The organism is Enterobacter sp. 22452 (genome assembly GCF_052045065.1).
GTDB lineage: Bacteria > Pseudomonadota > Gammaproteobacteria > Enterobacterales > Enterobacteriaceae > Enterobacter > Enterobacter mori.
Window position 1 is genome coordinate 15,343 of the sequence record NZ_JBQEOB010000001.1, and the last position, 12,934, is coordinate 28,276.

The following is a 12,934-nucleotide window of genomic DNA, read 5'->3' on the forward strand; positions in this document are numbered from 1 at the left end:
CCATGGCGGAACTGACAACGCAAACCGTTGCCCCCGCGCTGCCGCGCGCGCAGAACCGGGTGCTGAAGAAATTCCTCGGCAATAAAAGCGCGGTCATTGGCGCGGTGGTGGTGGGGTTCTTTGTGCTGCTGGCGCTGCTGGCGCCGTGGATTGCCCCGTTCGACCCGGTTAAAGCCAATTTCCTGGCGGTGCGCAAAGCGCCGTCGGCGATGTACTGGTTCGGCACCGACGAGCTGGGGCGCGACATTTTATCCCGCATTATCTGGGGGGCGCGCACCTCGCTGATGGCGGGCTGTATGTCGGTGGTGATTGCGGTGGTTATTGGCGTGCCGCTGGGGCTGGTGGCGGGCTACTTCCAGAAGATGTGGGACGGGGTGATCTCGCGCTTTATCGAGGCGCTGCTGGCCTGTCCGTTCCTGATCATGGCGATCGCGCTGGGGGCATTTTTGGGCCCGAGCCTGACCAACGCGATGATCGCCATCGGTCTTTCGGCGATGCCGATCTTCGCCCGCCTGACGCGCGGACAGGTGATCGCCATTCGCAACGAAGAGTACATCGACGGCGCGCGGGCGATTGGCCTGCCGGATCGCTGGATCATCATTAAATACGTCCTGCCAAACGTGATGTCGCCGATCCTGGTGCAGGCCACGCTGGCGATTGCCTCGGCGATTATCGCCGAAGCCAGCCTGTCGTTTTTAGGGCTGGGACAGCAGCCGCCCAATCCGTCCTGGGGCTCCATGCTCAACACCGCGAAAGGGTTTCTTGAGCAGGCGCCGTGGATGTCCGTGTTCCCCGGCGTGGCGATTTTCCTTGCCGTGCAGGGCTTTAATTTACTCGGCGACGGGCTGCGCGATGCGCTCGATCCGCGCCACGACTAAGGAGTCATGATGACCAAAGCGCTTGATTTTACGTCCGGTTACGCTTCACGACGCCCGCCGATGCTGGGCCATAACGCGGTTGCGACATCGCAGCCGCTGGCGGCACAGGCAGGCATGAAGATGCTGCAGCTGGGCGGGAATGCCGTCGATGCGGCCATTGCCACCGCGATGGCGCTGACGGTGGTTGAGCCGACCGGCAACGGGATCGGCAGCGACGCCTTTGCCATCGTCTGGGACGGTGAAAAGCTGCACGGTCTGAACGCGTCCGGTCGTTCGCCTGCGAGCTGGCATGCGGATCTGTTTGCCGGTAAAACCGCGGTGCCGGAAATCGGCTGGGACGCGGTGACCGTGCCGGGTGCGGTATCCGGCTGGGTCGCGCTGGCGGAACGCTTCGGCACGCTGCCGCTGACTACGCTGGCGCAGCCCGCCATTGACTATGCGCGCAACGGCTTCCCGGTCTCCCCGCTGATTGGCCATCTCTGGCAGCGTGGCTATAACAAGCTGAAAGATCAGCCGGGCTTCAGCGCCTGCTTCGCGCCGGAGGGCCGCGCCCCGCGCGTGGGGGAAATCTTCCGTAACCCGGCGCAGGCGAACTCGCTGGAGCTGATTGCGAAAACCAACGGCGACGCCTTTTACCGCGGCGAGTTGGCGCAGAAAATCGCCGCTTTTGCCAAAGAGCACGGCGCGCACCTGACGGCTGAGGATCTGGCAAACCATCGCGTGGACTGGGTTGAGCTGCTGTCGCGCGACTTCGCGGGCGGCTCGGTGCAGGAGCTGCCGCCAAACGGCCAGGGGATCGCCACGCTGATTGCGCTCGGCATTCTGGAGCAATGCGGCATTGAGAAGCATCATCCGGATTCCGTGCAGTCTCTGCATCTCTCCATCGAGGCGATGAAGCTCGCGCTGGCGGATCTCGACCGCTACGTGGCGGATGAAGAACACATGGCGTTCGCGGCAAAAGAGCTGCTGAGCGACCATTATCTGAAGTCGCGCGCGGCGCTTATCGACCACGATAAAGCCTCTGATTTTGTCTACGGTTCCCCGACGCAGAGCGGCACGGTCTACATCAGCACCGCCGACGCCAGCGGGATGATGGTCTCGTTTATTCAGTCCAACTATATGGGCTTTGGATCAGGCATCGTGGTGCCGGACACCGGGATCAGCCTGCAAAACCGGGGCTGCGGGTTTGTGCTGGATCCAAATCACCCGAACGCGCTGGCGGGCTGCAAGCGTCCGTTCCACACCATCATTCCGGGCTTTGCGATGGACGGCAACGGCCAGCCGCTGATGTCCTTTGGCGTGATGGGCGGCCCGATGCAGGCGCAAGGGCATATGCAGATGGCGCTGCGCATTATGCTGCACGGACAAAACCCGCAGGCGGCGATTGACGCTCCGCGCTGGCGCGTGGTGCAGGGCAGGGAGGTGATCGTTGAATCAACGTTCGATCGCAATACGATTGCCGCGCTGCGCGAACGCGGGCATCAGATCGTGGTGGAAGATCCGCTGCAGGATTACAACTTTGGCGGGGCGCAGGTGATCTATCGCCTGCCGGAAGGGCACTACGTGGCCGCGACGGAAAGCCGTAAAGACGGGCAGGCGTTGGTGAGTTAATGTTTTATTCTCCCTCTCCTTTAGGCTGAGGGATCCCCGGTAATTTTTTAACCGGAAGCGGTTAATGTTGCTTCTGGAAAATTAATGACTTACAGCGACTCCCTGGTCCGGCTGTAAATCGCTGAGGCGTTTCCTGCAGGCCGGGGCGAGGCGCAGGGATGCGCCGAGAGGGCGGGCTTTACAGGGATGTTACCTCCGCCCGTACCCGATAAGCCGGAAGGAATAAGCCGAGGGCACCGCGAAGCGGCGATTTACCGCCGGGAGCCCGGGTCGCCAGGGTGGTGGCGACTGAGCCACCCTGGCACGTTCACCGGTTATGTCCTTGCAGAGTAGCAAGGAACATAAAGTGAACGGAATAACCTCCACAGCCGTATGTTCCCCCTCACCCCAGCCCTCTCCCTCAAGGGAGAGGGAGTCGTCTTTGCTGGCATTATTTTATGGGGATCCCTCAACCCTTTGGGTAAGGGGAAAATTTCACCCAATGCTAAACGGATCCGCATCCTGCCACGCCGGAAACTTCTCGCGATACTCCTTCAGCGCCGTCAACGACAGCTCCGCATCAATCCGCGTCGCCTGATGCGGCTCGGCGGTGGCAATAATTTCTCCCTGCGGATTGACCACCCGGCTGTCGCCGCGATAGTGATGCCCGTTGCCGTCCGTGCCCACGCGGTTACAGCCCACCACGTACGCCTGGTTCTCAATCGCGCGCGCCGCCAGCAGCGTTTGCCAGTGCAGGGAGCGCGGCGCAGGCCAGTTGGCGACATACAGCGCCAGGTCGTAATCGTTGCGGTTGCGCGACCACACCGGGAAACGCAGGTCGTAGCAGACCAGCGGCAGAATACGCCAGCCGCGCCACTCGAACACCACGCGTTCGTTACCCGCTTCATAGTGATGGTGCTCATCCGCCATGCGGAACAGGTGGCGCTTATCGTAGAAGTGCACCTTTCCTTCCGGCTCAACCAGCAGGAAGCGGTTCACCGGTCCGCGTTCGGTTTGTAGCGCGGCGCTACCGGCAATGAGCGCGTTGGTCTCCTGCGCTTTGGTCTGCATCCAGGCGACCACCTCGTCCTGAGGCATCGACTGTTTCGCCGCTTCCATGGCAAAACCCGTAGTGAACATCTCCGGCAGGACAATCACATCACGCCCGGTAATCTCTTCCAGTTGACGATCAAAGTGGCGCAGGTTGGCGGGGCCATCCATCCACACTAAAGGTTGCTGCAAAATCGAAATCTTCAAACCAGGCACGATACAGACTCCTCAAAAGACCGCTTTTTGACACTGTAGCACGTCATTACGAGAAAATGTGGCAATAAAAAACCCCGCGCGAGGCGGGGTTTGTACAAGCGAAACGCGTTACGCCGCTTCAGGTTTGCGGTGCTTCTCCGGGAGCTTTACCGGCTGCGTCGCCAGCTCGTCCGGTTCGAAATCATCCACGTTAATACTGCGCAGACGGCTCTCTTCGGCTTTCACCAGCAGAGCGGCTTCATCTTTATTGATAATGCCACCGGCAAGAGCCTGTTTTGCGAGTTCGTCCAGACGGGTAAACGGCAGGTTTTTGCCCAGCTGTTTACAGATCTTCTGGTGAATCGGATCGGCGGCCATCACGTCCAGCAGCGCCTCTTCCAGCAGCCCCACCGGGTTATGCGGCGTCGGCTCAAGATACTGACCACGACCGATACGGGAGCGGGTTGCGCTCGGTACCTGCAGGATCTTCGCCACCTTGTGGTCCAGCTTGTCGGACGGTGCCAGATGGTGACGACCGGTCGGGAAGATCACCGCGCGCAGGGCGCCCGCCACGAAGCGGTTAGGGAAGTTCGCCAGCAGGTCGTCAATCGCCTGTTCAGCCTGATACATCGCATCCTGCACGCCCCAGTGCACCAGCGGCAGATCCGCTTCCTGACGGCCTTCGTCGTCGTAGCGCTTCAGGACCGCCGAGGCCAGGAAGATCTGGCTCAGCACATCCCCCAGACGAGCGGAGATACGTTCGCGACGCTTCAGGCTACCGCCCAGCACCGCCATGGAGACGTCAGACAGCAGAGCCAGGTTGGCACTCAGTCGGTTCAGATGCTGGTAGTAACGTTTGGTCGCATCGCCGGTTGGCGTTGCGCTGGTGAGGCCGCGCGTCAGGCCCAGCCAGAAGCTGCGTACCTTGTTGCTGCCCACGTGACCGATATGTTTGAACAGCAGCTTATCGAAGGCATCCACGTCGTTGTTCTGCGCGGCAGCCATCTCTTCCAGCACGTACGGATGGCAGCGAATTGCGCCCTGACCGAAGATCATCATGCTGCGGGTCAGGATGTTTGCCCCTTCCACGGTGATGGCAATCGGTGCGCCCTGATAGCCGCGCGCCAGGAAGTTGCCTTCGCCGAGCATAATGCCTTTACCGCCTGCAATATCCATCGCGTCAATGATCGACTGCTGCGCGCGGTGGGTACAGTGGTACTTCACAATCGCGGACAGCACGGCCGGTTTTTCACCCAGCATAATGCCGTAGGTAATCAGAGAAGCAGCGGCATCCATCACGTAGGCGTTGCCTGCAATACGCGCCAGCGGCTCTTCGATACCTTCCATCTTGCCGATAGAGATTTTGAACTGACGGCGGATGTGCGCGTACGCACCAATCCCCATCGCGACCGACTTCAGACCGCCGGTTGAGTTCGACGGCAGGGTAATGCCGCGACCCACAGACAGACATTCCACCAGCATACGCCAGCCCTGACCGGCCATTTTCGGACCGCCGATGATGAAGTCAATCGGCACAAAGATGTCCTGACCGCGGGTTGGACCGTTCTGGAACGGCACGTTCAGCGGGAAGTGACGACGACCAATTTCAACGCCTGGGGTAGAGGTTGGGATCAGCGCACAGGTAATGCCCAGATCTTCTTCACCGCCCAGCAGTTTTTCCGGGTCTGAGAGCTTAAAGGCCAGACCCAGCACGGTGGCGATAGGCGCCAGGGTGATATAACGCTTGTTCCAGGTCAGGCGCATGCCCAGCACCTGCTCGCCCTGCCACTCGCCCATGCAGACCACGCCGGTATCCGGGATCGCGCCTGCATCGGAGCCCGCTTCCGGGCTGGTCAGCGCGAAGCAAGGGATTTCCTGACCGCGTGCCAGACGCGGCAGGTAGTGATCTTTCTGCTCTTCAGTACCGTAGTGCTGCAGCAGTTCGCCCGGGCCTAAGGAGTTAGGCACGCCAACGGTAATCGCCAGGATCCCGGAAACGCCCGCCAGCTTTTGCAGGACGCGAGCCTGAGCGTAAGCGGAAAACTCCAGACCGCCGTACTCTTTCTTGATAATCATCGCGAAGAAGCGGTGTTCTTTCAGATATGCCCACAGCTCTGGCGGTAGATCGGCCATTTCATGGGTGATGGCAAAGTCGTTTGCCATGCGGCACGCTTCTTCCACCGGCCCGTCAATAAAGGCCTGCTCTTCAGCGGTCAGACGCGGCTGCGGATAGTTGTGCAGCTTTTTCCAGTCAGGATTGCCCTGGAACAGATCGCCTTCCCACCAGGTGGTGCCCGCATCAATCGCTTCTTTCTCAGTGCGTGACATTGGCGGCATCACTTTGCGGAAGCCTTTAAACACCGGCGCGGAGATCATCGACTTACGCATCGGTGCCAGGTTAAACGGCAGAAGAATGATGGCAAGAGGGACTAAAAGCCAGATATTCCAGAGGCCTGCGACGCCAAGCGCAGCCGTCCAGGCCAGAAGAATCAGGCTGCTCAGGAATAAACTTACGCGGTGATAGAACAGCACACCGAGCAGTACAACGGTTGCGAGAATGCTCAAAATCATCATAAAGAAAAGCTCCCTTGCTTGTAGGAGGTCTGACCACTTGTGATGATATGGTTGTAGTTGATGTAAATTCCTTTAGCAATGTGTTTACAAAATAATTACAACCTGGTTCACATTGTTCGCGTTTTCGTCGGCACGAAAAAACAAAACGCCGGACGATTCGCATGGCTTTAGCTTCTCGCTTTTGACGCTATCCGGTACACTCCACTGTGTTATTTCATCAATACTGAAGGATTATCCTCATGTACCAGGATCTTATTCGTAACGAACTGAACGAAGCGGCGGAAACGCTGGCGAACTTTCTGAAAGATGATGCCAATATTCACGCTATTCAGCGCGCAGCGGTCCTGCTGGCCGACAGCTTTAAAGCCGGTGGCAAAGTGCTCTCCTGCGGTAACGGTGGCTCCCACTGTGACGCCATGCACTTCGCCGAAGAGCTGACCGGACGCTATCGCGAAAACCGTCCGGGCTACCCGGCGATTGCGATTTCCGACGTGAGCCACATCTCCTGCGTAGGCAACGACTTCGGTTACGACCACATCTTCTCCCGCTACGTTGAAGCGGTAGGCCGTGAAGGCGACGTGCTGCTGGGGATTTCGACCTCTGGCAACTCCGGCAACGTGATCAAAGCGATCGCCGCCGCGCGTGAAAAAGGGATGAAAGTCATCACCCTGACGGGTAAAGATGGCGGTAAGATGGACGGTACAGCGGACGTTGAAATCCGCGTTCCGCACTTCGGTTATGCTGACCGTATTCAGGAAATTCACATCAAAGTGATCCATATCCTGATTCAACTGATCGAAAAAGAGATGGTTAAGTAAGACTTCGCTGGGGGCACCGGTGCCCCCGCTGTTGTGGAGGTGTTGTATGTGCGAACTGCTCGGGATGAGCGCCAATGTGCCAACCGATATCTGCTTTAGTTTCACCGGGCTGGTTCAGCGCGGTGGAGGAACCGGGCCGCATAAAGACGGCTGGGGCATCACCTTCTACGAAGGCAAAGGATGTCGCACGTTCAAAGATCCACAGCCCAGCTTTAACTCACCGATTGCCAAACTGGTGCAGGACTACCCCATCAAGTCCCGCTCGGTGATCGCCCACATCCGTCAGGCAAACCGCGGCGAAGTGGCGCTGGAAAATACCCATCCGTTTACCCGTGAACTGTGGGGCCGTAACTGGACCTACGCGCACAACGGGCAGCTTACGGGCTATAAGTCGCTGGAGACGGGCAACTTCCGCCCGGTCGGCGAAACGGACAGCGAAAAAGCCTTCTGCTGGCTGCTGCACAAGCTGACGGAGCGCTATCCCCGCACCCCCGGCAACATGGCCGCCGTATTCAAATACATCGCGACGCTGGCGTCTGAACTGCGTGAAAAAGGCGTGTTCAACATGCTGCTCTCTGACGGGCGCTACGTGATGGCGTTCTGCTCAACGAATCTGTTCTGGATCACCCGCCGCGCGCCGTTTGGCGTTGCGACGCTGCTCGATCAGGATGTGGAGATAGACTTTCAGAAGGAGACCACACCGAACGATGTGGTCACCGTCATTGCTACGCAGCCGCTCACGGGCAACGAAACCTGGCAAAAGATTATGCCAGGCGAGTGGGTACTATTTTGTCTCGGGGACCGTGTAATTTGACGCCAGCTGCGGGTGGACGACTTCGTGGCTCAGCGGCTTGCTGACCACGTAACGGCCATCGACGATAGAGACTACCGGTGGCTTGCGGGTCTGCTCAAAGTAGTCGTAGCCTGGCTTCAGCTGTTTCCAGAAATCCGCGTAGTATGAGTACTTGTGACGCGCCATGTTGGCGTCCGTCATGCGGAACGGATAGATGCTGACCTGTACGTTAGGCTGCCCAAAGACCAGCGCGCCCGTGACGAACTGGAAAATCTCATCAATGCCGGAGTCGGTCATCGCATAACAGCCGACAGACACGCAGGCACCGTGGATCATCAGGTATTTACCTTCATAACCGTGTGCACGGTCATAGGCATTCGGGAAGCCGATGTTAATGGCCTTATAGAAGCGGCTGTCAGGTTTTAGCTGACTACGCTGAACGTTGTAAAACCCTTCCGGACTTTTGAAATCGCCCTGACGCTGTTTTGGCCCCAGACCGCCGGAGTAGTTACAAATTTTGTAACTATCAAGCAGTTGATATGTCTCGCCCATTTTCACAAACAGATCGAGAGTGCGTTCTTCCTTGAAGATTTGAATATAAACCGGGGATCCCATCAGCTGTTGTTTATATTCTTTGCTAACCGGTGTCGTTGAGCTATTACTGCTGAGCAGTCCGGCAAACGACATGCACGGCATCAGAAGCATCGCAATGAACAATGCGATTTTACGCATACTACTAGTTCCTTGATAAAACCATGACCAAATTGCCAGGACGGCAAAAGAGACCCGAAATCAGATTAATCTGGACAGGAGCGCTCACATTAGCACCGATAAAGATTTTCGCAAGAGCCAACCTTTGTGTTTACAAATTAGTTTTACTTTATAACCCATTCAAATCGCCCTGACTCCAGGAACTTTGCGTAATAGCTCGCATTTTGGCGCGTCAGGAGGCGGATCCTCTGCCCCCTTTGGGACGAAAATGGTACACTTCACCCCCTCTGGATTGTTGTTCATGGATACCTGCTAACTACATGTTTAGAATAAGAAAAGGACTTGATCTGCCTATTTCCGGTGTGCCCGATCAGCACGTCGCGCAAGGGGCCAGCATTCGTCATGTCGCTATTTTGGGCGACGATTATGTGGGGATGCGCCCGGCGATGCTGGTGCAAGAGGGCGATCGCGTCATCAAAGGCCAGGCGCTCTTCGAGGATAAAAAAAATCCGGGCGTCTTGTTTACGGCCCCGGCCAGCGGCACGGTTGTGGCGATTCATCGCGGTGAACGCCGCGTGCTGCAATCCGTTGTGATCCGTCTTGAAGGTGATGAGCAGCGCGAGTTTGCGCGTTTTGATGTGGCCGACCTCGCGACACTCAGCCGCGAATCCGTGCAGGCGCAGCTGCTGGCGTCGGGGTTGTGGACGTCACTTCGCACCCGCCCTTTTAGCAAGTCACCGGTTCCGGGAACCGTACCGGCGGCTATTTTCGTTACCGCCATCGACACCAATCCGCTCAGTGCGGATCCGCAGCCTATTATCCTGGCGCAGCGCAAGGCGTTTGATGCCGGGTTGACCCTTTTAACGCGCCTGACGCCCGGGAAGGTTCATGTCTGCCAGGCGAGCGGCGGCAAGCTTGGCGGCCATCCGCAGGGGCAGGTAACGTTTAATGAATTTGCTGGCCCGCATCCGGCGGGGCTGGTTGGCACACACATCCATTTCCTTGAACCGGTGAGTCTGGCAAAACAGGTCTGGCATCTGAATTATCAGGACGTGATTGCCATAGGTACGCTCTTTACCACGGGTGAGCTGTGTGCAGAACGCACGATCGCCATTGGTGGACCGCAGGCGACAAACCCACGTCTGGTGAAGACGCTACAAGGTGCAGATATCAATGAACTGCTGACCGATGAAACAAAAGCGGGTGAAAACCGCCTGATTTCCGGTTCGGTACTCAGTGGCCGTCATGCCGTTGGCGCGCAGGCTTATCTGGGGCGCTTCCATCTGCAGGTGAGCATCGTTCAGGAAGGGCGTGAGAAAGAGCTGTTCGGCTGGGTTCTGCCTGGTGCAGAAAAATACTCCGTAACCCGCACCACGCTGGGTCACTTCCTGCGCCATAAGCTTTTCAACTTCTCCACCAGCACCCACGGCGGTGAGCGTGCGATGGTACCCATTGGTAACTACGAGCGCGTGATGCCGCTGGATATTCTGCCTACCGTGCTGCTGCGCGATCTCCTTGCTGGCGATACCGACGGCGCGCAGGCGCTGGGCTGCCTGGAGCTGGACGAAGAAGATCTGGCGCTCTGTACCTATGTGTGTCCAGGCAAATACGAATACGGACCCGTATTGCGCGAGGTGTTAACCCGCATTGAGCAGGAAGGATAACGATGGGCTTAAAACACCTCTTTGAAAAAATTGAGCCGCACTTTACCGAAGGGAAGCTCAAAAAGTACTACCCGCTGTATGAAGCGACAACGACCATTTTCTACACGCCGGGGCTGGTGACGAAAGGGGCGGCGCACGTGCGCGATGCCATCGATCTCAAGCGAATGATGATCCTGGTCTGGTTTGCCGTCTTCCCGGCCATGTTCTGGGGCATGTACAACGTCGGCTTGCAGACCATTCCGGCACTGCACCACATGTACGATGCACAGCAGCTGGCGCAGGTGATCCAGTCCGACTGGCATTACCGTCTGGCGCAGTCGCTGGGGGTAAGCTTTGCGGCCGACGCGGGCTGGCTGAGTATGATGACGCTGGGGGCGGTCTTCTTCCTGCCAATCTATATCACGGTCTTTATCGTGGGCGGCTTCTGGGAAGTGCTGTTTGCCATTATTCGCAAACATGAGATCAACGAAGGCTTCTTTGTTACTTCCATTCTGTTTGCTCTGATTGTTCCGCCAACGCTGCCGCTCTGGCAGGCGGCGATGGGGATCACCTTTGGCGTGGTGATTGCCAAAGAGATCTTCGGCGGGACCGGACGCAACTTCCTCAACCCGGCGCTGGCGGGGCGTGCGTTCCTGTTCTTTGCTTACCCGGCGCAGATCTCCGGAGACCTGGTGTGGACGGCAGCCGACGGTTTCTCCGGCGCGACGCCACTTTCACAGTGGGCGGCAGGCGGCGGCGAAACGTTGGTTAACAATGCTACCGGCCAGCCGGTCACCTGGTTCGATGCCTTTATAGGCAACATTCCGGGTTCCATCGGGGAAGTCTCTACGCTGATGATTTTGCTTGGTGGCGCGATCATTCTGTTTGGGCGCGTGGCCTCCTGGCGCATCGTCGCAGGCGTCATGCTCGGCATGGTGCTTACCGCAACGCTGTTCAATCTCATTGGTTCAAGCACTAACCCGATGTTCTCCATGCCGTGGTACTGGCACCTTGTGCTGGGAGGCTTTGCGTTTGGCATGATGTTCATGGCGACCGATCCCGTCTCTGCATCGTTTACCGATAAGGGTAAATGGAGCTACGGCGTGCTGATCGGCGTGATGTGTGTCCTGATTCGCGTGGTCAACCCGGCCTATCCGGAAGGGATGATGTTGGCCATTCTGTTTGCCAACCTGTTTGCACCGCTGTTCGACTATCTGGTCGTGCGTGCCAACATTAAGCGGAGGAAGGCGCGTGGCTGAGGTTAAAAATAACGACAGCATCAGCAAAACGCTGCTGGTGGTGCTGGTACTGTGTCTGGTCTGTTCCATTGTGGTTGCGGGGTCTGCCGTGGGGTTAAAACCGCTACAGCAGGAGCAACGCGCGCTGGATAAACAGCGTAACATTCTCGCCGTGGCCGGGCTGATGCAGGAAGGCATGACCAAGGACGACGTCGCAGACGTGTTTGCCGAACGTATTACCGCGCGGCTAGTGGATTTAAAAACCGGTGAGCTGATGGATAAAGACCCGGCGAAGTATAACCAGGCGCTGGCGTTGAAAGATCCGCAGATGAGCACCGTGCTTGACGCATCGCAGGATCCGGCAGGTATAAAGCGCCGCAGCAACATCGCGGAGATCTACCTGGTGCGTGACGAGCAAAAACGCGTACAGGAAGTGGTTTTGCCAATCTACGGCAACGGGCTGTGGTCAATGATGTACGCCTTTGTAGCACTGGATACCGATGGCCGCACGGTCAAAGGCATTACCTATTACGATCAGGGCGAAACGCCGGGGTTGGGCGGTGAGGTTGAAAACCCTAACTGGCGCGCACAGTTTATTGGCAAGAAAGTGCTCGACGATAGCGGTCAGCCCGCGCTGAAGGTGATGAAAGGGGCGGCACGTCCGGGTGACGACTACGCCGTTGACGGCCTTTCAGGGGCGACGCTCACCTCTAACGGGGTGCAGCACAGTTTTGATTTCTGGATGGGCGAGCTTGGCTTTGGTCCTTTCCTGAAAAACGTACGTGAAGGAGCGCTGAATAATGGCTGATACGGGTGAACTGAAAGAAGTCAAAAAGGTGCTCATTGGCCCGCTGCTCGCCAATAACCCGATCACGCTGCAGGTGCTGGGTGTCTGCTCAGCCCTGGCGGTGACGACCAAGCTGGAAACGGCGGTGGTGATGACGCTGGCGGTCACGCTGGTTACGGCGTTTTCCAGCATGTTTATCTCGATGATCCGCCACCACATTCCCAACAGCGTGAGGATCATCGTGCAGATGGCGATCATCGCCTCGCTGGTGATCGTGGTCGATCAGCTGCTGCGCGCTTTTGCCTACGAAACATCAAAACAGCTTTCGGTGTTTGTCGGGTTGATTATCACCAACTGTATCGTGATGGGCCGCGCAGAGGCTTACGCCATGAAGATGCCGCCGCTCGCGAGCTTTATGGACGGTATCGGCAACGGCCTCGGCTACGGCGTGATCCTCCTGACGGTAGGGTTCCTGCGTGAGCTGATTGGCAGCGGCAAGCTGTTTGGCATCACGGTGCTGGACACCGTGCAGAACGGCGGCTGGTATCTGCCGAACGGCCTGTTCCTGCTCGCGCCAAGCGCATTTTTCATTATCGGTTTGCTGATCTGGCTGATTCGTACGTTGAAGCCTGAACAGCAGGAAAAGGAGTAACCGAC

The 12,934-nt window shown here is 57.8% G+C and carries 11 protein-coding genes; 8 read left to right on the forward strand and 3 right to left on the reverse strand.

Annotated features, from left to right (window positions below; translation table 11 throughout):
* Positions 1–2 precede the first annotated feature (2 nt).
* Positions 3–878, forward strand: coding sequence for an ABC transporter permease (locus ACTJJA_RS00095; protein WP_440665494.1), 876 nt, complete (start codon positions 3–5; stop codon positions 876–878).
* Positions 879–887: 9 nt separating this feature from the next.
* A complete protein-coding gene (locus ACTJJA_RS00100) occupies positions 888–2,489 on the forward strand; it encodes a gamma-glutamyltransferase family protein (RefSeq protein WP_440665496.1) in 1,602 nt (533 codons plus the stop codon).
* A 474-nt stretch (positions 2,490–2,963) separates the two neighbouring features.
* On the opposite strand, the gene ACTJJA_RS00105 is transcribed toward ACTJJA_RS00100, so the two are convergent.
* Positions 2,964–3,734, reverse strand: coding sequence for an amidohydrolase (locus ACTJJA_RS00105; protein ID WP_010427882.1), 771 nt, complete (start codon positions 3,732–3,734; stop codon positions 2,964–2,966).
* Between the two features lie 108 nt (positions 3,735–3,842).
* The gene (fadE, locus tag ACTJJA_RS00110; RefSeq protein WP_440665499.1) at positions 3,843–6,287 is read right to left on the reverse strand and encodes an acyl-CoA dehydrogenase FadE; all 2,445 of its coding nucleotides are present in this window, start codon (positions 6,285–6,287) and stop codon (positions 3,843–3,845) included.
* A 239-nt stretch (positions 6,288–6,526) separates the two neighbouring features.
* On the opposite strand from fadE, the gene lpcA reads away from it, so the two are divergent.
* Entirely contained in the window at positions 6,527–7,105 is a 579-nt protein-coding gene (gene lpcA, locus ACTJJA_RS00115) for a D-sedoheptulose 7-phosphate isomerase (RefSeq protein WP_010427884.1), read from the forward strand.
* A 46-nt stretch (positions 7,106–7,151) separates the two neighbouring features.
* Positions 7,152–7,919 (forward strand): class II glutamine amidotransferase, encoded by a 768-nt coding sequence (locus ACTJJA_RS00120; RefSeq protein WP_010427885.1) that lies wholly within the window; start codon positions 7,152–7,154, stop codon positions 7,917–7,919.
* On the opposite strand, the gene dpaA is transcribed toward ACTJJA_RS00120, so the two are convergent.
* On the reverse strand, positions 7,890–8,630 hold the full coding sequence (dpaA, locus tag ACTJJA_RS00125; protein WP_174340776.1) for a peptidoglycan meso-diaminopimelic acid protein amidase: 741 nt from the start codon (positions 8,628–8,630) through the stop codon (positions 7,890–7,892). The genes ACTJJA_RS00120 and dpaA overlap by 30 nt on opposite strands.
* A 299-nt stretch (positions 8,631–8,929) precedes the next feature.
* Between dpaA and ACTJJA_RS00130 the strand changes: the two genes are divergently transcribed.
* The 4 genes from ACTJJA_RS00130 to ACTJJA_RS00145 are packed head-to-tail and all read left to right on the forward strand — an operon-like array spanning position 8,930 to position 12,929.
* Positions 8,930–10,273, forward strand: a complete 1,344-nt coding sequence (locus ACTJJA_RS00130; RefSeq protein WP_440665502.1) for a Na(+)-translocating NADH-quinone reductase subunit A — start codon at positions 8,930–8,932, stop codon at positions 10,271–10,273.
* Between the two features lie 2 nt (positions 10,274–10,275).
* Entirely contained in the window at positions 10,276–11,511 is a 1,236-nt protein-coding gene (locus ACTJJA_RS00135) for an NADH:ubiquinone reductase (Na(+)-transporting) subunit B (protein ID WP_440665504.1), read from the forward strand.
* Entirely contained in the window at positions 11,504–12,298 is a 795-nt protein-coding gene (locus tag ACTJJA_RS00140; RefSeq protein ID WP_440665506.1) for a Na(+)-translocating NADH-quinone reductase subunit C, read from the forward strand. Before ACTJJA_RS00135 ends, ACTJJA_RS00140 begins: the two co-directional genes overlap by 8 nt.
* Positions 12,291–12,929 (forward strand): NADH:ubiquinone reductase (Na(+)-transporting) subunit D, encoded by a 639-nt coding sequence (locus ACTJJA_RS00145; protein WP_014882676.1) that lies wholly within the window; start codon positions 12,291–12,293, stop codon positions 12,927–12,929. The genes ACTJJA_RS00140 and ACTJJA_RS00145 overlap by 8 nt, the downstream gene beginning before the upstream one ends.
* Positions 12,930–12,934: the final 5 nt, after the last annotated feature.

Bases quoted from the DNA above. Each gene is read 5' to 3' on its own strand.
- ACTJJA_RS00095 (WP_440665494.1), top strand. From the start codon at position 3: ATGGCGGAACTGACAACGCAAACCGTTGCCCCCGCGCTGCCGCGCGCG.
- ACTJJA_RS00100 (WP_440665496.1), top strand. From the start codon at position 888: ATGACCAAAGCGCTTGATTTTACGTCCGGTTACGCTTCACGACGCCCG.
- fadE (WP_440665499.1), bottom strand. From the start codon at position 6,287: ATGATGATTTTGAGCATTCTCGCAACCGTTGTACTGCTCGGTGTGCTG.
- lpcA (WP_010427884.1), top strand. From the start codon at position 6,527: ATGTACCAGGATCTTATTCGTAACGAACTGAACGAAGCGGCGGAAACG.
- ACTJJA_RS00120 (WP_010427885.1), top strand. From the start codon at position 7,152: ATGTGCGAACTGCTCGGGATGAGCGCCAATGTGCCAACCGATATCTGC.
- dpaA (WP_174340776.1), bottom strand. From the start codon at position 8,630: ATGCGTAAAATCGCATTGTTCATTGCGATGCTTCTGATGCCGTGCATG.
- ACTJJA_RS00130 (WP_440665502.1), top strand. From the start codon at position 8,930: ATGTTTAGAATAAGAAAAGGACTTGATCTGCCTATTTCCGGTGTGCCC.
- ACTJJA_RS00135 (WP_440665504.1), top strand. From the start codon at position 10,276: ATGGGCTTAAAACACCTCTTTGAAAAAATTGAGCCGCACTTTACCGAA.
- ACTJJA_RS00145 (WP_014882676.1), top strand. From the start codon at position 12,291: ATGGCTGATACGGGTGAACTGAAAGAAGTCAAAAAGGTGCTCATTGGC.